The organism is Marinobacter sp. F4206, assembly GCF_019392195.1.
GTDB lineage: Bacteria > Pseudomonadota > Gammaproteobacteria > Pseudomonadales > Oleiphilaceae > Marinobacter.
This window is the reverse complement of record NZ_JAHXKI010000003.1, coordinates 64,655-84,010: the sequence shown is the minus strand read 5'-3', so window position 1 is coordinate 84,010 and position 19,356 is coordinate 64,655. Positions and strand designations below refer to the sequence as shown.

Below are 19,356 nucleotides of genomic sequence, written 5' to 3'. Positions count from 1 at the left end.
TTTCCGCGCCCGGATGACAGCTTATTGCAGCAATCCGAGCAGATAATCGGATAGGCTCTGATAGCCGTACTCAACGACCGCGAAAGCCCCTGAAGGCGCTTCCTCGAACTCACGGGCACAGGCGCGGACCCCACCGTAGTTTTTCAGGTAGGCCGTTTCTATCAGGTTGGGCTGGACCTCATTGATCGCACTCTGCCCGCCCGACGCGTAATACATAACCCACTCGAAGCCTCCATCGGAACTTACGTTACCAAGACTGGCTGTCGACGGATCCAGAAAGCCGAATCGCAGCGGGCGACTCAGTGAAACGGGCTCACCTGATTCGGGATCGGTAAATACCCGGGCATCAAACTCCAAAACGGGATCAACAAATGTCGATGGCTGGGGTTCGTACCCCACGATGTCGTAGGGCCGAGTGGCACTCACAACCTGGTCGAGACCCGCGATTTCAGATGACAGTACACAGGTATCAACCGGACCACTGAACGCTCTTGATGCCAGCTCCACCCCCTCCTCACTTAGCCGGAAATCAGAAATTCCTGCAGTGCTGCTGTCCGGAGCCCTGACCAGTTCCAGCGTCCGCGTAAGCAATGGGTCTTCCTGTTGCGCCACCAATTCGACAACGCCACCGGCCTGCTCAGACCAGCTGTAGGTGATTTCGGGCGTCCCGCCCAGTTCACTGGAGTCCGCGAAAATACCCTCGTGATTGTGGCAAGTGGTCACAGTATCGAAATAAATTCGGCGATTGGCCCAATCAAACTTCAGGCGCTCGTCCACCCCGGGGTTGTCCAGGTTGACCTTGCTCTGCGATGAGAGCGCAGCTGACGGCAACCACTGACTCTCAAGCCTTGCCATGTAGCCATTAACAGACACCAGACGCCCCAACTCCAACATTGACGGCGCCATACACCCCTCGGCAGAAACGGACTGCAGGCGACCGGCTTCGCTGTAATCAAAGACCAGCGTCGCCGAAACCTGCAGGTCAGAAAGATTGGTTGGCAGTTCACCCGAGCGCTCAGACTGGGCGAGAACCCGGACCTTGGTCACCAGCTTGGGATCGCTCAGTTCCAGTGGCACTTCCGGCAATGCCAACGAGTCCACGTCGACATTGGCATAATCACCGCCCGCCGCCTCGTCAACAATGGCCACCACATCGTTCGCATTCTGTACTACGGAAATGCCGAGCAGGAATGCCGCCTGGGGACTCAAGAACCGCTCGGTACCGTCACTGCCGGGCGCCGCCAGCAGATCGTTATACTCCTGGGGCATCTGGCTCGCCATGAACCGCGCCAGGGCCCGTGCATACGCATGAGCCTGTTCGTCACCGGCGAGGACATAGTCCCTGACCAGGTTGAGGTCGACCAGACTGTCAGCCAGATCGTCCCCCGCCCCTTCAAGCAGCCCCGCCAGCCCCCGGAACCGTGCCAGCGTGGTCAACGGAGTGACATTACGAAGACCGGGCGATGCCGACATCATGAAGGCATCGGTGATCACCACATCCCCAGCCCGGGTCTCTTCCAGCGTCTTGCCCGGGATCGCAAGCGCGATCAGGGGATAATCCCGTGGATCCAGATCGGGGCCGACGACGGAATCGACGGACAGCTCGGAGACGTCCAGGGAAAACTCGCCACCCGGCCCGCTCATGGCGGTTGGTTCTCCGGATTCCAGCACCACATCCGCGCCGTTTTCCAGAGTGATGGTGAGTGGTCCGGCGGAGTACTGGTTATCCCCGTCCATATCCAGCCAAACCCGGGCGTTATTCAGGTAACCGTCGATGACCTTGCCGGCATAGGGCGCCGAGTCGCTGTATTCAACACCATCGAAATCCCTGCCATCTACGGGCAGTTGATCCGATTCCTCGCCGCAACCGGCCAGGGTGAACGTAAGAGCGAAAACAGAGAGACGAGGGAGGCGTTTCATCGCGGCAACCGTTTATCCTTGTTAGAGGTTGTGCCGCTACTTTAGGGGATGTGGAGACCGGAGACCTTGATAGGTTTGGCAATTTGTAAACTTTGGTAACGCATTCGCTGCGCAAAGCGGGCCCCGGGGCCTGATGCCGCCGGGACCCTGATGCCTCAGAAGGATCGGGCGACGATTTCTTTCATGATCTCGTTGGTGCCGGCATAGATCCTTTGCACCCGGGAATCCGCCCAGGCCCGGGCGATGGGGTACTCCCACATGTAGCCGTAGCCGCCGTGCAGCTGTACGCACTCGTCCATGACCTTGCACTGCAGATCCGTGGTGAGCTGCTTGAGCATGGCCGCAGTCGGAATGTCGAGTTTCTTGTCCAGGTGAAGCTCCAGGCAACGGTCGGTAAAGACTCGCGCTGCGGTGATCTCTGCCTTCATCTCCGCCATCTTGAAGCGGGTGTTCTGGAACTTGATGACCGGCTTGCCAAACGCCTTGCGCTCTTTGACGTAGTCCAGGGTCCACTGCCACGCCGCTTCGGCAGCCGCAACAGCCGAGAGCGCGACCTGCAGGCGCTCGGCCGGAAGCTCCTGCATCAGCTGGAAGAAACCCTGGCCTTCCATGGAACCCAACAGGTGAGTGACCGGCACCTTCACGTCCTGGAAAAACAACTCAGAAGTATCCTGGGCTTTCATGCCCACCTTGTTCAGGTTCTGGCCCTTCTCAAACCCTTCCCAGGCAGTCTCGACCAACAGCAGGCTGGTGCCCTTGGCGCCCTCTTTCGGATCGGTCTTGGCAACCACGATCACGAGATCGGCCAGTTGGCCATTGGTGATAAAGGTCTTGGAGCCGTTCAGCACATAGTGGTCACCATTTTTGACCGCCGTCGTTTTCACGCCCTGGAGGTCGGACCCGGCTCCGGGTTCGGTCATGGCAATGGCGGTGATCATCTCGCCGGACACCAGCTTCGGCAGGTAATGCTGTTTCTGCTCATCCGAGCCGTAATTCAGGATGTAGGGCGCGACGATGTCCGAATGAAGGCCCCAGCCAATACCCGACAGGCCCGCACGGGACACCTCTTCCATGACCACGGCGCTGTAACGGAAGTCCGCGCCCACGCCGCCATACTCTTCCGGCATGGTCGGACACAGGAATCCCAGCTCACCGGCCTTCAGCCACAGTTCGCGGCTGACCTGACCGTCCTTCTCCCATTGGTCATGATAGGGCGCCGCTTCCTGCTCAAGAAATTTACGGACGGAATCGCGGAAGCCCTCGAGATCGGCGTCGAAGAGAGTACGTGGAATCATGATGAACCTCGGTGGATGACCTGTGTTGTGATTGTCGTCCACCAAGTCTCGGTCCGGAGACCCTTTCGCTCAATGATGAAAACCATCAATCGCGCTGACCAAAACCATCGCCGATAGGGATCGGGTTCAGCCGCTACGCTTGCCCTGGGCTCGCTCCTCGCCCCAGCGTGGCATCAAATCCTGGGGGATATCGAGATGGTCCAGCAGGCGCGCGACCACAAAATCCACCAGATCCTGCACGGAGGAAGGTTTGTGATAGAACCCCGGGCTGGCCGGCATGATGACGGCGCCCATGCGCGTCAGCTTCAGCATATTCTCCAGATGGACCTCGGAAAAAGGCGCTTCCCGCGGTACCAGGATCAGTTGCCTGCGCTCTTTCAGAGCCACATCGCCGGCGCGTTCGATGAGGTTGTTGCTGGCCCCGGTGGCCAGGGCCGAGAGAGTGCCGGTGCTGCAGGGGCACACTACCAGCGGGGCTTTTTCGCCAGAGCCTGAGGCCGGCGGGGCAAACCAGTCTTCCCGACCGAACACCAGTACCTGCCCGGGCTTCGCCTGCGACCACTCGGTCAGGGTCTCCTGCATCGCCGGTGGTGAGCCTGGCAGCTTCAGATCGGTTTCCGTGGCAATCACGACCTGAGCCGCCCGACTGACCATCACATGGACCCGGCAACCCGCCGCAACCAGGCATTGCAGCAGGCGCAAGCCATACTGGGCGCCGGAGGCACCCGTAAACGCCAGGTTGATGGTTCGCGCCTGCGGGGAATGCTCATTCATTACTTGGCCCTGGATTGAGGAAAGAATTACCGGATGGTCAGCCCTGAACACGCTCGAGTTCGGCAACGAGTTTACCGTGGATGCCACCGAATCCGCCGTTGCTCATGATCACAATGTGGCAGGGGCTGGGCAGATCGTCCAATGCCCGGCCGATCAGGTCGTCGACCGAGTCCTCCACTGTGTGCTGCCCCTTCCCCTGATTTCCGGCCTGCCAGTCGGAAACCAGCTCGGGCAGCCACGCCATCCCGTTCAGGTTTGCCCAGAGGACCCGGTCAGCGGCAGCTGCACTGGGCAGCAACGTTTTCTGGTGCACGCCCTGCTTCATGGTATTGGAGCGAGGTTCGATCAGCGCGAGGATTGGCTCGTCACCAACCTGGGCCCGCAATCCCTCAAGTGTGGTCGCTATGGCGGTTGGATGATGGGCAAAATCGTCATAAACCCGGATGCCACCGATATCCGCCAGCAGCTCCATTCGGCGCTTTACGCCGGAGAACCGGCACAGTGCCGCGACCGCATGGTCCGGTGTCACGCCCACATGGCGGGCGGCGGCGATCGCAGCGAGGGCATTGCGTACGTTGTGCATGCCGGTCTGGTCCCACTTCAGGGTGGCTACCGGCTGCTCATGATGGATCACCATGAACCGGCTGCCATCCTCGGAAAGCAGCTCCGCCCGCCAGTCCGAGGTGCGAGGCGTCTCGCTTCCGATCGCCGTATCCTGGACCGGGCTCCAGCACCCCAGCTCGAGAGCGTTATCGAGATGGGTATCGACCGCCGGTCGAATAATCAGGCCCTGGGACGGCACGGTGCGAACCAAGTGATGGAATTGCCGCTCAATGGCCTCGACATTGTCGAAGATGTCGGCGTGATCGAATTCCAGGTTGTTGAGGATCAGGGTATGGGGGCGGTAATGGATGAATTTCGAGCGCTTGTCAAAAAACGCGCTGTCGTATTCGTCCGCTTCGATGACAAAAAAATCGCTGTTGCCAAGCCGCGCCGAAACCGGAAAATCCTTGGGCACGCCACCCACCAGATATCCCGGTTCGAATCCGGCCTGCTCGAGAATCCACAGCAGCATCGAGGTCGTCGTGGTTTTGCCGTGGGTGCCGGCCACGGCCAGCACCCAACGATGCCTCAGAACTTCCCGGGCCAACCACTCGGGCCCCGACATATAATCAATGTTCTGGTTGAGGACCGCCTCCACTTCCGCGTTGCCCCGGGACATGGCATTACCAATCAGCACCAGATCCGGCGAGGGTTCCAGATGGTCGGCACTGTAGCCTTCCATCAGCTGGATACCCTGAGCTTCCAACTGGGTACTCATGGGTGGATAGACGCCCTGGTCGGAACCGGTGACCGTATGACCCAGCTCCCGCGCCAACACCGCAAGGCTGCCCATAAAAGTGCCACAGATTCCCAGGATATGAATATGCATTCCGCTACTGCCCTCTCCCAATGAAACCCGACAAGCCTCCCGTATCCGCCCGAGCCCGTCAAGAGGCCTGCCATCCGCAATCCTGCTCATGAAAATCCGCGTCGTTTGGCGTATCATCTGCGCCATTGTCGAACCAGCAGGAGGCTCCAGCCCGAGATGGCCATCAAGAACGCATTCTACGCTCAATCCGGCGGTGTCACCGCCGTTATCAATGCCAGTGCCAGCGGCGTCATCCAGACCGCCCGCAAACACCCGGACAAAATTGGCAAGGTCTACGCCGGCCGCAACGGCATCATCGGGGCACTGAAGGAAGAACTGATTGATACCAGCCTTGAAAGCGAAGACGCCATCCAGGCCCTGATTCACACCCCCGGCGGCGCATTCGGCTCCTGCCGCCACAAGCTCAAGAACCTTTCCGAGAATCGCCGCGAGTATGAGCGCCTGATTGAAGTGTTCCGGGCCCACGACATCGGCTACTTCTTCTACAACGGCGGTGGTGATTCCCAGGACACCGCCTACAAGGTTTCCCAGATTGCCGACAAGATGGGCTACCCCATTACCTGCATCGGGGTGCCCAAAACCGTGGATAACGACCTGCCGTTCACGGACTGCTGCCCGGGCTTCGGTTCCGTCGCCAAGTACATTGCCACCTCCACCCTCGAAGCCAGCCTGGACATCAAGTCGATGTGCGAGACCTCCACCAAGGTCTTCATCCTCGAGGTAATGGGACGCCATGCCGGCTGGATCGCCGCCTCCGGTGGCTTGGCCGGCCAGGGTGAAGGCGAGCCGCCACACATCATCCTGTTCCCGGAAATCCCGTTTGATCGCGATGCCTTCCTCGCCCGGGTCGATCACTGCGTGAAGGAGTACGGTTATTGCGTGGTGGTTGCCTCCGAAGGTGCTCAGTACGAAGACGGCCGGTTCCTGGCTGATGCCGGCGCCAAGGATGCCTTTGGCCACACCCAGCTCGGCGGCGTTGCCCCGGCATTGGCCAACATGGTGAAACAGGCCCTGGGCCACAAGTACCACTGGGCCGTTGCCGATTACCTGCAGCGCAGTGCCCGCCACATAGCATCAGCCACCGATGTCCAGCAGGCCTACGCGGTCGGCGAGGCCGCTGTGGAGATGGCGGTGAACGGCAAGCAGGCGCTGATGCCCACCATTGTCCGGGAACAGGGTACGCCCTACCGCTGGAAGATTGGTGAAGCGCCCCTGAGCGAAGTGGCCAACCAGGAAAAGAAAATGCCAATCCATTACATCACCGACGATGGCTTCGGCATTACCCAGGATTGCCGCGACTACCTGCAACCGCTGATCGTCGGCGAGAGCTTCCCGCCGTTCGATAACGGGCTGCCACGGGTGGCGAAACTGAAGAACCAGCTGGTCGAAAAGAAACTCAAAACACCATTCGATCTCTGAACGGCGCCAACATCCGCCCCATAAAAAACGCCCGGAAGCTCACACTTCCGGGCGTTTTTCTTTCTCATCGCGAGAACCCGATCAACCGACTGTCGCTGCTTCCCGTTCGCGCACGAAGGCAAAAAACTCGTCACAGCCACCAATGTACTGATCACCCACCAGGATCTGAGGCACCGTGTGCACAGGCCGGCCGATCCGGTCGGCAATGTCAGCCTTGCTCAGCCCTTCCGCCATCACATCAACCCATTTGTACGACAGCCCCTTGGCTTCGCACAGGCTCTTGGCCCGAACACAGAAGCCGCAGCTTGTGCGGCCATAAATAGTAATCTGTTCCATAACGACCTCCTGAACACCGGCGCTATCTGGTTATCTGCCTGTAAAATCCTGAAACGAATGATCTCACGACGGCCTGGAAATGAAAATTGATGCTTTGAATCACCCTCATAGCGCGGGACGATGCCCGCATGCCCGGTCAGGTTTTCAAGCGACCGAGTTCCCGTTCAAGCACCTGGACCTGTTCATCCAGCGTCATTCCGCTGCCTTTGACACGGGTTGCCAGTTCTCTGAGATCGTTGGCGGCATCGCCAATCTGGGTCAGGTTTCGATTGATTTCCTCACTGACGGAACTCTGCTCCTCGGCAGCGGTGGCAACGTGGGTCACATGCTCGACAATCGTGCCAATCCGCTCGACCACCGTTGCCAGCGAATGAGCCGCTTCCTGGGTACCGTCAACCGCGCTGGAGGCTCGCTCCACACCACTCTCGATAACCGAGACCGCGCCATTTACGTCCACTTTCAGGCCATCAATCATGTCACTGATTTCGTCGGTGGACTCGCGGGTCCGTGAAGCCAGGGTCCGCACTTCATCGGCGACCACGGCAAATCCCCGCCCCTGTTCACCGGCCCGGGCGGCTTCGATAGCGGCGTTTAACGCCAGCAGATTGGTCTGCTCAGCGACCCCCCGAATAACGTCCAGAATGCGGTTAATGTCCTCACTGCGACTGGCAACATGGCCAATCGCCGTGCTCGCCTCGGTCATGTTGCTGGACACTGCGTTGACTCCGTTGACCGCCGACAGCAACGTGTCCTGGGTAAACTGGATACCATCCTGGGCCATGCGGGCGTTATCCGCGGCATCCACGGCGAAACCGGCAACCTCTCCCGCCGCCGCGGACATCTCGTTCATCGCGGTCACCACGCTGTCGATGTCCTGATGCTGACGGGATGTCTGCTCGTCGGTTTCCAGGGCAATAGAGCCGACGCCCCTGGCCTGTTCACTGACACGCGCGTTCACGTCCTTAAGGTCGTTGATCATTCCCCGAAGGCGGCCAAGGAAGGTATTGAAACCAGCCGCGAGATCAATCAGCTCGGCGTGGGTATCGATATCCAGCTCCCGGGTCAGGTCGCCCTCGGCACTGGCCAGGTTCTGCATCCGGTCCCGAATTTCGTTCAACGGTCGGGTAACCGACCGCACCAGCAGGACCAGTACCATCGTTGCCAGCACGACCACCACCACGCCGACAACAGTCTGACCCGTCGCCGTTGCCGCCACTTCGTCCGAAAGCATCGTGGTTATCTCGTTCACACTGGCGAGCGCTGTATCCCGTGGCAACTCAATCAGCAGGGACCACTGGGTATCGGCGAGGCCGATCTCAATGGGATAGGAGACCGCGAGGGTTTCACCGTTATCGAAACTGCCCTTCCCGGCGTGCAACTGGACGAATTCATCCCCCAGCTCGGGCAATGCCTCCTGCAATGGCCGGCCCAGGTAATCCTGATAATGACTGGACGCCGCGATCAGCCCGCCCTTGCTCAGCAGCGTGACCCGGGACTGGCCATCGAACAGGTTCTGGCTGACCCCCGCGATGGTTTTCTGCAGCGTGGACAGGTTGATGTCGGTACCCGTCACCCCGGCAAATTCGCCATCATTGAGAATGGGCATGACCAGGCTGGTCATCAGTTCGCTGTAGCCCTCTTCGATCTCGTACTCATAGGGCTCCATGATGCAGGGCGCCTTTTGGTCACGGGAACAGAGATACCACTCTGCTTCCCGGATACCGAACTCGTTGCGCTGCTCCAGGTACTTGGTAGCGGGATCTTCGGTCCGGCTGAATACCACGTTGCCTTCCGGATCCCGGTAGTAATAGATTTCCAGAGTGCCTTCGTCGCTGCTGTGCTCTTCGACACCGCCGGTGAAATACCGGTCCTGGCCGTCGTAGGCATCCGGTTCGAACTGGGCATAGATGGAACTGAGGCTCCCCTGCTCTTCGAGGACCGCTCCGACGGTTTCCTGGAGCGCCCGGCGGCTGATTCGTCCCGAGCTGTCGGCCTCGATGTTGCGGGTAATAACATTCCGAACCACCTCCGGCGTCCGGTACGCGGTGGCAAACTGGCCGCTCACCAGTTCACCGTACTTGCCCGCCGTTGCGCTCAACTGGTCCATGACAATACCCTGTACCGTATCCCGGGTTTCGGAAGTCAGCCGGTCTTCCATGCTGCCAAGCGACATCTGGGCGGTGACAACGATGCTGATACCCATCACCAGCAACAGGGATATCACCAGGGCATAGAGTTTGAACTGAAGGGAAAGCTTTTTCATCGTGGGGCGACCTGTTTAACGAATAAGGCGACGTTCTGATTCTTGATGCAAGGAGGTCTGGTTGGCGTACCTGACGCTGTTCCTGACGGCATTCGCAGCCGCAACGCTGCTACCCGCATACTCCGAGATATTACTGGGCACCCTGGTAACTCAGGGATTGTCCTACTGGTGGCTGTGGTTCTGGGCCACGCTCGGCAACACGCTCGGTTCCGTTGTTAATGGCGTTATCGGCCGGCAAGTGGATCGCTTTAAGGATAAGCGGTGGTTTCCGATTTCCGAACTGCAGCTGCATCGTGCCCGCAACCGGTTCAACCGCTACGGTCAGTGGTCCCTGCTGCTTGGGTGGTTACCGCTCGGCGGAGATGCGCTCACGCTTGTGGGCGGCATCATGCGGGTGCCCTGGCTCAACTTTGTAATCCTGGTGGGAATTGGCAAGGGCCTTCGCTACGCCTTCGTACTCTGGCTCGTGGCTGAAGCGTCCTCACCGTAGAGGTATTTGCGGAGCAACGGCTCACCATTGAATTCCGAGTGAAGAACGGCGATGAAGGTGTACACGCCAATCAATTTGCGGTTGAGAAAGACGAATTCCTTGGGCGGCACCCGGAAATACCGGCTGATGGCCGACCGGGCCGCCTGTCGGGCTACCCGGGAAGGCAAATCGCTCTGCTTCCAGCGATACTGGCCATGGACATTCACCGCATAGTCCGGCCACTGATCCTGATTCCGGGACAAGGGTTCCAGCACCGACATGCAGACTGCCCCAAACGTCTCCAGCACATCCCTGGGCCAGTCCCGGCTCATGAAGCGCAGTTTTACACCGCCCTCGATCACCGCGTCCAGATCGTTTTCGTAGGAGGCTTGAATCATTTGCCGGACCGGGTCGAGAAACTCATCGCTGTAGGACTGAACGGCGCCGAAATCCAGAAGGACGATGCGATCATAGCCACGATCTTCCCCTTCTTCACCCGCAATCCGGATCCGGTAATTGCCGAAGTTGGGATCGGTCTGGATCTCACCCCAGACAAACAACTCGCGGAAAAACAGTTCCAGCGCCGCCTCGCCCAGGGCGGTGCGGCGCGCCAGAGGCAGCTCCCGGACCGGGCCGGAGCTGACCGCATGACCATGCTCGTAGGTTGAGGCAATAACGTGGGCGGTGGAGAATTCCTGCAGCACCCGAGGAACGATGAAGCGCGGATCGGCAGCCAGCATGTCACGGAATTTTTCCGTGGTTCGCGCTTCGAGGCGATAATCCACCTCCCGATGCATCATCTCCCGGACTTCTTCCAGCCAGTCATTGAATTCCGGGCCGAAACTGACCAGCCGGGCAATTTTCAGCAACTGGGCAACCGCGTTCAGATCGCTGTCGACGGCATCGGCGACTCCCGGATACTGGACCTTCAACACCAGTTCCAGACCGTCGCTGCGTCGCACGGCCCGGTGCACCTGACCAAGCGATGCGGCCCCGATCGGCTCCGGATCCACGTCCAACTCTGCCAGACGCCCCGCACCCAGCTCCTCTTTCAGGACTTTCTCTATGGCCGGCCATTCCAGAGACGTGGTCTGGTCTTCCAGCGTGTGTAAGGCCTCCGTCACCTCTTCCGGCAGGAAATGCTCACCGTAAAGCGCCATGACCTGGCCGATTTTAACCACGCTGCCTTTCAGCTGACCGAGCTCGTCCACGAGAAAACGGGCCTGACTCGACAGCATGGCCCGATGTTTCTTCTCGCGCTTTTCCTTGTTGCTGAACCAGTTGGTGGCCATGTGCGAGGCCATGCGACCACCGGCATACAAACCGGCGCGGGTGAGGCTCAATCGGCGCTCAAAGCTGCCGGTTTTGATGCGGGAGACCGATTTACCTGAACGTCTGGCTGACATGAATGACCTGTCGCGATCCGAGAATTTCACCGTCACCGGCGGCTGTCATCATTATACGGATACTGTGGCAACGTGACCTAACCGTATCGACCCGTATTCGCCGGCCAACGAGCCAATGCGCCCGCCTGGCCAGAGGGTTAAAGGTGTCTGTATTACCTGTTTACGTTTTTACACAGTTTTCGGCCCAAAACCGATCTAGTATGGGCTTGCACAGGTTCCATGAACAGCATCACAACAACAAGACCTGAACATGACACATGGTTCACTGAATACGCCGGACACGAAACTGTCGCAGTTTCGGGTCAAAGGTGAAATACCGGTCCCTATTCTGATCAACTGGCTCACCGCCGTTGCGATCCCACTGTTGCTGTTTTTTGCCTGGCGCTCCAGCCTGCAGGACGATCCGGTCACCTCGCCCCTGCTTCTTGCGATCGCGGCACTGCTCGGCGTCAATACCGTCCTGTTCTGGCTGACCGGCAGCAGGCTCATGCAGCGCCGGGGCTTCATTGCCCTGATCACCGTGCTGTTCACCTATCTGGCCGTGCACGCCGTGGAAGATGGCTCTGCCATCATCTGGCTGTTCGCCTATCCACCCATTATCTTTTACATCAGCGATGCGCGGGTTGGCGTACTGGCCTGCGCCGGTGGTTTTGCAGCACTCATTCTGCTGTTCAGCCCACTGGGCGATGCTCTCTTCGGCTCGCCCTACACCTCCGGTTTCCGGCTGACCATGCTCGCGGCCCTCGGGTTTGAGATGGTCACCTGCTACATACTTGATCAAAGTCGCAGGCGCAGCAAACTGGGCCTGCTCAAACTGGCTGCGGATTTCGAATACGCGGCCAAACACGATTCACTGACCGGGCTGGCTAACCGACGCGAGGCCCTGGCGCAACTGGATGCGGAATACCAGCGCTACCTTCGCAGCGCGCGCTCGTTCTCGGTTCTGTTGATGGACATTGACCTGTTCAAGGCGGTAAACGACACCCACGGCCACCACGTCGGTGACGAACTGATCATCCTGGTCGCCCGAACACTGCGGAATGAGTGCCGGAAGGTCGATACGCTTGCGCGCTGGGGAGGGGAGGAATTCCTGGTACTGTTACCGGAAACCGAAAGCTCTGAAGCCCTGAAAATGGCCAACCGCATCCGCGAAGCAATTGCCCGCTCTGCCGTGCCGGTGAACGAACACAGGGTAAAGGCCACCATCAGCGTTGGTGTGGCAGGAATGCGAGGTTCCGAATCCATTGACCGCCTGCTGCAGCGGGCGGACGAGGCCCTGTACCGGGCCAAAACCCTGGGCAGGGATCAGGCCTGCGCGGCCGAAGGGGAACATGCCGCCTGACCCTTACCAGCCCTCGCGGCGGTCAACAGCAAAGGCTCCGAGACCGTCAACCAGCTGAGCGACCAGGCGCGTTTCAAGGGCACTGACGGTGGCGCCCGGGGCGAAGTCCGCCACCTGACTCATGGGCATACCGGCGTAGCCACAGGGATTGATTCGGCGGAAGGGTTCCATGTCCATGTCGACGTTGAGCGCAAGCCCGTGGAAGGAGCAGCCCCGCCGGACCCGAAGGCCCAGCGACGCAATCTTGGACTCGCCCACATAGACGCCCGGGGCGTCCGGCCGAGGGGCGGCCTCAATGTCGAGCTCGGCAAGGGTGCGAACGATGGCCTGTTCGATCTCCGTCACCAGGGTCCGTATACCGAGCTTGCGGCGACTCAGATCAATCAGCAGATAGATAACCAGTTGCCCGGGGCCGTGATAGGTAACCTGGCCGCCCCGGTCCACCTGGATCACCGGAATGTCCCCCGGCGCCAGGATGTGCTCGGCCTTACCGGCCTGCCCCTGGGTGTAGACCCGGGGATGCTCCAGGCACCACAACTCGTCGGTAACCGACTCGTCCCGTTCGGCGGTAAACGACTTCATCGCTTCCCAGGTTTCCGTGTACGGCTGCTGGCCCAATGAACGAACGATCAGATCGGTCATCCCGGTTATAACACCATATGAACCCGGCCGCTGGCCTTCAGCTCTTCAAACAGGGCTTTGAGCTGGGGCTCACCGGTGGCAACGATGGTCAGCTGAACGGAGCAGAACCGCCCCTTGCTGCTCTCGTTGACCGAGATATCCGCTTCGGTGATGCCCGGGGCATGCTGCTCGACCACCTCCACCACAAAATCGGTGAAGTCCGGTGCCGAATTACCAATGACCTTGATGACGTAGTCACAGGGGAATTCAATTTTTGGTGCTTTCGGCTCACTCATGCCGTCAATACTCCCGGGGACCTCGGTCACCCTTACTGAAACAACTGGAAGAAAAAGAGCTTGATGGCATCCCAGATACGCTTGAAGAAGCCGCCCTCGGGCACATCAGTCAGCGCCAGTACCGGCTGATCCACCAGCACCTCGCCGTTCAGGGTCACTTTGACCCGGCCCAGCTCATCTCCCACTGTTATGGGCGCTTTTATGACGGAATCAAGGTCTACCGTCGATTCCAGGTCGTTGCGGGACCCCCTGGGGATGGTGACGTAGACATCCTCGGTCAGGCCGACCGAGAGCTGGTCGGACTGACCTGCCCAGACGCGGGCTTTCATCAATTCCTGGCCAGTTCGGAAAAGCCGCTCACTCTCGTAATAGCGGAAGCCATAGTTCAGCATCTTCTGGACTTCCTGGGAGCGCGATTCGGAACTGCTGGTGCCCATCACTACGGCAATAAACCGGGTCTCGTTACGCTTGGCAGACGCCACAAGGCAGTAACCGGCCTCCTCAGTGTGTCCAGTCTTCAGGCCATCTACGCTGTCATCGCGCCACAACAGGCTGTTGCGGTTGGGTTGGCGAATGTTGTTGTAGGTAAAGTGCTTCTCGGCGTAGATCGGGTAGTTTTCCGGGTAATCATTGATGATGGCCCGGGCCAGAATCGCGAGGTCAAAGGCCGTAGAACGATGTTCGGGCGACGGCAGACCGGTTGCGTTCTCGAAATTGGTGTCCTTCATGCCCAGTATCTGGGCCTGCTGATTCATGATGTCGACAAACGCGCCCTCGCTGCCCGCGACAAATTCAGCCAGCGCAACCGAGGCATCGTTCCCGGATTGGATGATCACACCTTTCAGCAACGTCTCGACCGGCACGCTGGTCCCCTCACGCACGAAGGTGCGCGATCCTTCAGTCTTCCAGGCGCGAACACTGATGGGCACCATGTCGGACATGGAAATACGCCCCTCATCCAGTTCGCGCTCGACGATGTACGCCGTCATCATCTTGGTGAGACTCGCCGGCGGCAACCGCTCGTGACTGTTCTCCTCCATGATGATGCGTCCGCTCTTCGGATCCATCAGCACGTAGGAAGTGCCGGCAATCTGCGGCGGGGAAGGTATCAGGACTGACTGAGCAGCCGTTTTGCCCACCACCATCAGGGTCAGGACAAAAATGATTGAAAAAGAGCGAAACAAGGATTTTAAGGCCATGGGTTCATTCATTCGTCGTTAGGTGTGTGTCTTTTTAGTTGGTATTCAATGTGAGTCGGTCAGCAGAATCGACTGGGCAAATCCCCGCGCCTCAAGGAGGCTCTGGGTTTTGCGGGCGCTGTCCTCATCGGAGAACGGGCCGACCTGCACCCGGTGAAAGCGACCAGACGCGGTGTCGATCGCCCGGACGCGCATGGGATTCTCGAGCACCGCCCGGGCTCTGCCAAGGAGTTTTTCCGCCGGATCCCGGCTACTGAAAGAACCAAGCTGGACAAACAGTGCCTCATTGCCAGTTGCCATCTGCCCACTGGCCGCCACGCTGCTATCAGGGTAGTTCACTGTGGCCCCCGGCACGAACGGCTGACCGGCCAGGAACATGGATCCATCCGGTTTGACGGTGATGGCGGCCACTTCGACCCGGGCCGTACCCCGCGACTGGTAACCGAGTTTTTTCGCCGCCGCATAGGACAGGTCAATTAAGCGATCCCCATGAAACGGCCCTCGGTCATTGACCCTCACGATCACTGACCGCCCGTTGTCGAGATTGGTTACCCGCGCGTAGCCGGGAATCCGCAGGGACTTGTGGGCCGCAGACATCGTATACATGTCGAAGGTCTCGCCGTTCGATGTCTTGTGACCATGGAATTTCTCGCCGTACCAACTGGCGGTGCCCCGCGCTACATAGCCGTCGTTACTGCCCAGCACCTGATACTGCTTGCCCCAGACCGTGTATGGGGACTTGTTTCCGGCCCGCCTAGGCTTTTCATACACAGGCCTGGCATCGGACAGCCCGGACGCATCGAAGTTTCCCGCCGGAGCCCGATCCTGAGAAATCGTATAACGGGAGGAATGGTCGGTTTCCGGCGAGGACGCACAACCGCCGAGCACCAGGGCGCACGTCACCGCCATTATCCATGAGAGCGAGGGCTTGAAGTTCACAGTCCGGAATTCCTCTTGCACGACAGCCGCCGGGTTCACTTTCACGTTTTGACGACCATGTCTTTATTGTAACGGGTTATAACCGGTATTCACCATTACCCGCTTTCCACCTTTTGCCAGCGGTCTTCAGGCGCTTATCATCCGGCGATGGGTGTGAATGGACATCAGCACGCCAAAGGCCGCCATCAGCGTCACCCCCGAGGTGCCACCATAACTGATCAGCGGCAAAGGCACACCAACCACGGGGAGCAATCCGCTCACCATACCGACATTCACGAAGATATAGATAAAGAAGGTCATGGTCAGGGCGCCAGCCAGCAGGCGACTGAACGAATCCTGGGCCGTTACGGCAATGTACAGACAGCGAAGGATAATCAGGAAATACACGGTCATCAGCACCATCATGCCGATGAAACCAAATTCTTCAGCCAGCACCGCCACAATGAAATCGGTATGACTCTCGGGTAGGAACTCGAGGTGGGATTGAGTTCCCTGCAGCCAGCCTTTGCCCTCAATCCCGCCCGAGCCAATGGCGGTTTTGGACTGAATGATATTCCAGCCCGCTCCGAGCGGATCACTCTGAGGGTCAAGCAGGGTCAGGACTCGTTGCTTCTGATAGTCGCGCATGACAAAGAACCACATCATGGGCGCCGAGACCGACACCAGTGCGACAAATGCGGTGATCAGCTTCCAGCTGATGCCGGCGAAGAAGACCACAAAGATTCCGGCCATTCCAACCAGCAATGATGTTCCCAGATCCGGCTGCTGAATAATCATCATCATCGGCACCAGCACAATAGCCAGCCCGGTAATGACATGCCGGAAACGGGGCGGCAGGTAATGTCGCGACAGATACCAGGCGGCCATCATCGGAACCACCAGTTTCATCAGCTCCGAGGGCTGGAACCGGGGCAACCCGGGGAGCGCCAGCCAGCGCTGGGCGCCCTTGGCACCCACGCCCACCAACAGTACCGCCAGCAGTGCGGCAATGCCGGCACAATAGAGCCAGGGCGCCCAGCGCCTGAATACGGACGGATCCAGTTGGGCGAACACCAGCATCACCACGAAGGCAACGCCAAGGCGGATGCCCTGGGCCTTGACCACTTCGATATTGCGATCCGCCCCGCTGTACAGGACAAACAGGCCACCAGACACCAGGACTACCAACAGAAACAGCAGGATGGGATCCAGGTGCAATGCAGACCAGATCCCCCGCGGGCGCCCCAGGGGATTGGCGGCCGTCGAATCCACGAAATCATTCAACGCCATTACTCGTCCCCTCCGGCTTTCACGCTGCCCACCAGGGCGCCGTCGTCGTTGGCGGAAAATTCCAGTAACCAGGCATCGAACAGCTCGCGTGCCACCGGCGCCGCGGTACTGCTGCCGCCACCGCCATTCTCGACAATAACGGCCACCGCAATCTTCGGATTCTCAACCGGCGCAAAACCAACGAACAGGGCGTGATCCCGAAGCCGTTCGCGGATTTCCTCGGCATCGTACTCCTCATCTTCCGCCAGGCTGAAAACCTGGGCGGTACCTGTCTTGCCCGCCATTCGGTAAGGTGCATCGCTGCCCGCCCGGCGCGCCGTTCCCCGACGGCCGTGCATAACCTCGGCCATGGTTTCGACAACGTACTCCCAGTCCGCCGGATTCTTGAGCTTCAGCGGTTCGTGGGTGCCATCGGGCAGGTAATCGGTGACCGGAGTATCACCCTCGATTTCCTTCAACAGCCGGGGTTCCGCCCAGGTGCCGCGATTGGCGATCAGTGACGTAGCCGTCGCCAGTTGAAGCGGCGTTGCCAGCATGAAGCCCTGGCCGATTCCAAGATTTACCGAATCGCCGGGGTACCAGGGCTCACTGCGCATGGCGCGTTTCCATTCCCTGGACGGCAGCAAGCCACTCAGGGCGCCTGACACGTCGAGCGCCGCATCCTCGCCGAACCCGAAGCGGGAGAGATAGCTGTACATGGTGTCCACGCCCATCTTCACGGCAATTTCGTAGAAGTAGACATCGCAGGATTCGGCCATGGCGTCCATAAGATCCACCCAGCCGTGACCACCCCGTTTCCAGTCCCGGTAGCGGCGGCCGGAGTCATTGAGCCGGAAATAGCCCGGATCCCAGATGGTGTAATCCCGTGTCGTTGCACCGCTGTCGAGAGCAGCAATCGCCAGCATCGGCTTCATCGTGGAACCAGGCGGGTACTGGCCCCGCAGTGCCCGGTTGAAGAGCGGTTTATCACGGCTTTCGCTCAGCTCGCGGTAATCCTTGACGCTGATCCCGGTAACAAACTTGTTGGCATCGAACCCGGGCACACTCGCCAATGCCAGTATCCCGCCGGTAGCCGGCTCGATGGCGACGATGGCGCCGCGACGGCCATCCAGCAGCTCATGGGCGCGCTTCTGAAGCCTCAGATCAAGATGCAGCTGCAGGTCCTCACCGGGCACCGGATTCTCGCGCTCAAGAACTCGCAGGGTCCGGCCCCGGGCATTGGTCTCCACATGCTGATACCCGACCTCGCCGTGCAACAGGTCCTCATAGAAACGTTCGATGCCGGACTTGCCAATGTAGTTGGTGCCGGCATAGTTCACAGGATCAATGCGCTGGAGCTCGCCACGGTTGATACGACCAACAAAACCCAGTGCGTGCGCGGTCAGCTCACTGTGGGGGTAGTAGCGGACCAGCTCCGCCTTTACTTCCACCCCGGGCAGTTCGTGGCGGTGGACGGCAAGCCGGGCCATTTCCTGCTCATTGAGATCGTAACGAAGCGGAATTTCCTGGAAGGGGCGCCGGGGTTCCTGCAAACGGCGATGGAAACGCTCCAGATCCTCCTCGGAGACCTCGAGGATACCGCCGAGCTGGGCCAGGGTCTGTTCCATCTCGTCCACCCGCTCAGGTACTAGCGTGACACTGAACACGGGTCGGTTTTCCGCCAGCAAGGTGCGATTGCGGTCGTAGACGAGGCCTCGGGGCGGCGGAACGGACTGTACCTGAACACGGTTCTTGTCCGAGAGGGTGGTGTAGACATCGTGCTCGACAACCTGGAGCTGGTACATCCGGACCAGCAGGCCGCCGATCAACAACGCGACGAACACCAGCATCACCATCGCCCGGCGCTGGAACAGCCTGCGTTCAGCAGCAGTGTCCTTGAATTCACCCCACGGCATGACGTTCCCCTAGGCCCGGTGATACGGGTGATTACGGGTGATGGACCAGGCCCGGTAAAGCTGCTCGGCCAGCACGATCCGAACCAGAGGATGGGGCAGTGTCAGCGGCGACAATGACCACTGATGATCCGCCCGCTTGCGGCAGCCTTCGGCCAGCCCATCCGGCCCGCCAACAAAGAAACTGATATCGCGGCCGTCCTGTTGCCAATTCTCCAGCTGGCTCGCGAGTTTCTCTGTGGACCACGGCCGACCACCCACTTCCAGCGCTATGACCCGATCTTTCGGGCCAGTGGCAGCAAGCAGGGCTTCGCTCTCGCGTTGCATCAGTCTGGGGATATCCGGGTTTTTGCCCCGGTGTGCCATGGGAATTTCGACCAGCTCCAGAGGCAGTTCCGGAGGCATCCGGCGTGCGTAATCGTTATACCCTGCACTGACCCAGTCGGGCATCTTCTGCCCCACGCAGATCAGACGTAAGCGCATG

Annotated in this window: 17 protein-coding genes; 3 read left to right on the top strand and 14 right to left on the bottom strand. The window is 59.6% G+C overall.

Going from position 1 to position 19,356, the window contains the following annotated elements:
• Window positions 1–21: 21 nt before the first annotated feature.
• The 4 genes from KZO34_RS13535 to mpl form a co-directional block, all read right to left on the bottom strand.
• On the bottom strand, window positions 22–1,920 hold the full coding sequence (locus KZO34_RS13535; protein WP_219477384.1) for a hypothetical protein: 1,899 nt from the start codon (window positions 1,918–1,920) through the stop codon (window positions 22–24).
• 155 nt (window positions 1,921–2,075) lie between these two features.
• A complete protein-coding gene (locus KZO34_RS13530) occupies window positions 2,076–3,215 on the bottom strand; it encodes an acyl-CoA dehydrogenase family protein (protein ID WP_219477383.1) in 1,140 nt (379 codons plus the stop codon).
• 126 nt (window positions 3,216–3,341) lie between these two features.
• Window positions 3,342–3,989 carry a flavin prenyltransferase UbiX gene (locus KZO34_RS13525; RefSeq protein ID WP_219477382.1) on the bottom strand — a complete coding sequence of 216 codons (648 nt, stop codon included), beginning with the start codon at window positions 3,987–3,989 and terminating at the stop codon, window positions 3,342–3,344.
• Window positions 3,990–4,026: 37 nt separating this feature from the next.
• Window positions 4,027–5,421 carry a UDP-N-acetylmuramate:L-alanyl-gamma-D-glutamyl-meso-diaminopimelate ligase gene (gene mpl, locus KZO34_RS13520; protein WP_219477381.1) on the bottom strand — a complete coding sequence of 465 codons (1,395 nt, stop codon included), beginning with the start codon at window positions 5,419–5,421 and terminating at the stop codon, window positions 4,027–4,029.
• Between the two features lie 156 nt (window positions 5,422–5,577).
• On the opposite strand from mpl, the gene KZO34_RS13515 reads away from it, so the two are divergent.
• A complete protein-coding gene (locus KZO34_RS13515; RefSeq protein WP_219477380.1) occupies window positions 5,578–6,840 on the top strand; it encodes a 6-phosphofructokinase in 1,263 nt (420 codons plus the stop codon).
• Window positions 6,841–6,921: 81 nt separating this feature from the next.
• Here the strand turns inward: KZO34_RS13515 and KZO34_RS13510 are convergent, their stop codons facing one another.
• Together KZO34_RS13510 and KZO34_RS13505 are read right to left on the bottom strand one after the other, a co-directional pair.
• Window positions 6,922–7,176 (bottom strand): GrxA family glutaredoxin, encoded by a 255-nt coding sequence (locus KZO34_RS13510; protein WP_219477379.1) that lies wholly within the window; start codon window positions 7,174–7,176, stop codon window positions 6,922–6,924.
• Between the two features lie 136 nt (window positions 7,177–7,312).
• Window positions 7,313–9,439, bottom strand: a complete 2,127-nt coding sequence (locus tag KZO34_RS13505) for a methyl-accepting chemotaxis protein (RefSeq protein WP_219477378.1) — start codon at window positions 9,437–9,439, stop codon at window positions 7,313–7,315.
• A 61-nt stretch (window positions 9,440–9,500) separates the two neighbouring features.
• Here KZO34_RS13505 and KZO34_RS13500 point away from each other — a divergent pair, with 61 nt between their 5' ends.
• Window positions 9,501–9,929 carry a YqaA family protein gene (locus KZO34_RS13500; protein ID WP_219477377.1) on the top strand — a complete coding sequence of 143 codons (429 nt, stop codon included), beginning with the start codon at window positions 9,501–9,503 and terminating at the stop codon, window positions 9,927–9,929.
• Here KZO34_RS13500 and KZO34_RS13495 read toward each other — a convergent pair.
• Window positions 9,884–11,314, bottom strand: coding sequence for an ABC1 kinase family protein (locus KZO34_RS13495; protein WP_219477376.1), 1,431 nt, complete (start codon window positions 11,312–11,314; stop codon window positions 9,884–9,886). The two genes, KZO34_RS13500 and KZO34_RS13495, sit on opposite strands and share 46 nt — an antisense overlap.
• A gap of 250 nt (window positions 11,315–11,564) precedes the next feature.
• Here KZO34_RS13495 and KZO34_RS13490 point away from each other — a divergent pair, with 250 nt between their 5' ends.
• Window positions 11,565–12,656 (top strand): GGDEF domain-containing protein, encoded by a 1,092-nt coding sequence (locus KZO34_RS13490; protein ID WP_219477375.1) that lies wholly within the window; start codon window positions 11,565–11,567, stop codon window positions 12,654–12,656.
• Window positions 12,657–12,659: 3 nt separating this feature from the next.
• On the opposite strand, the gene lipB is transcribed toward KZO34_RS13490, so the two are convergent.
• From lipB to rlmH, 7 genes are all read right to left on the bottom strand, one after another.
• The gene (gene lipB / locus KZO34_RS13485) at window positions 12,660–13,298 is read right to left on the bottom strand and encodes a lipoyl(octanoyl) transferase LipB (RefSeq protein WP_219477374.1); all 639 of its coding nucleotides are present in this window, start codon (window positions 13,296–13,298) and stop codon (window positions 12,660–12,662) included.
• 5 nt (window positions 13,299–13,303) lie between these two features.
• On the bottom strand, window positions 13,304–13,573 hold the full coding sequence (locus tag KZO34_RS13480; protein WP_219477373.1) for an HP0495 family protein: 270 nt from the start codon (window positions 13,571–13,573) through the stop codon (window positions 13,304–13,306).
• A 32-nt stretch (window positions 13,574–13,605) separates the two neighbouring features.
• On the bottom strand, window positions 13,606–14,772 hold the full coding sequence (locus KZO34_RS13475; RefSeq protein ID WP_219477372.1) for a D-alanyl-D-alanine carboxypeptidase family protein: 1,167 nt from the start codon (window positions 14,770–14,772) through the stop codon (window positions 13,606–13,608).
• A 45-nt stretch (window positions 14,773–14,817) separates the two neighbouring features.
• Entirely contained in the window at window positions 14,818–15,711 is an 894-nt protein-coding gene (locus KZO34_RS13470; RefSeq protein WP_308318823.1) for a septal ring lytic transglycosylase RlpA family protein, read from the bottom strand.
• A gap of 126 nt (window positions 15,712–15,837) precedes the next feature.
• On the bottom strand, window positions 15,838–16,980 hold the full coding sequence (rodA, locus tag KZO34_RS13465; RefSeq protein ID WP_219477371.1) for a rod shape-determining protein RodA: 1,143 nt from the start codon (window positions 16,978–16,980) through the stop codon (window positions 15,838–15,840).
• A complete protein-coding gene (gene mrdA, locus KZO34_RS13460; protein ID WP_219477370.1) occupies window positions 16,980–18,875 on the bottom strand; it encodes a penicillin-binding protein 2 in 1,896 nt (631 codons plus the stop codon). The genes rodA and mrdA overlap by 1 nt, the downstream gene beginning before the upstream one ends.
• A 9-nt stretch (window positions 18,876–18,884) precedes the next feature.
• Window positions 18,885–19,355, bottom strand: a complete 471-nt coding sequence (rlmH, locus tag KZO34_RS13455) for a 23S rRNA (pseudouridine(1915)-N(3))-methyltransferase RlmH (RefSeq protein ID WP_219477369.1) — start codon at window positions 19,353–19,355, stop codon at window positions 18,885–18,887.
• Window position 19,356: the final 1 nt, after the last annotated feature.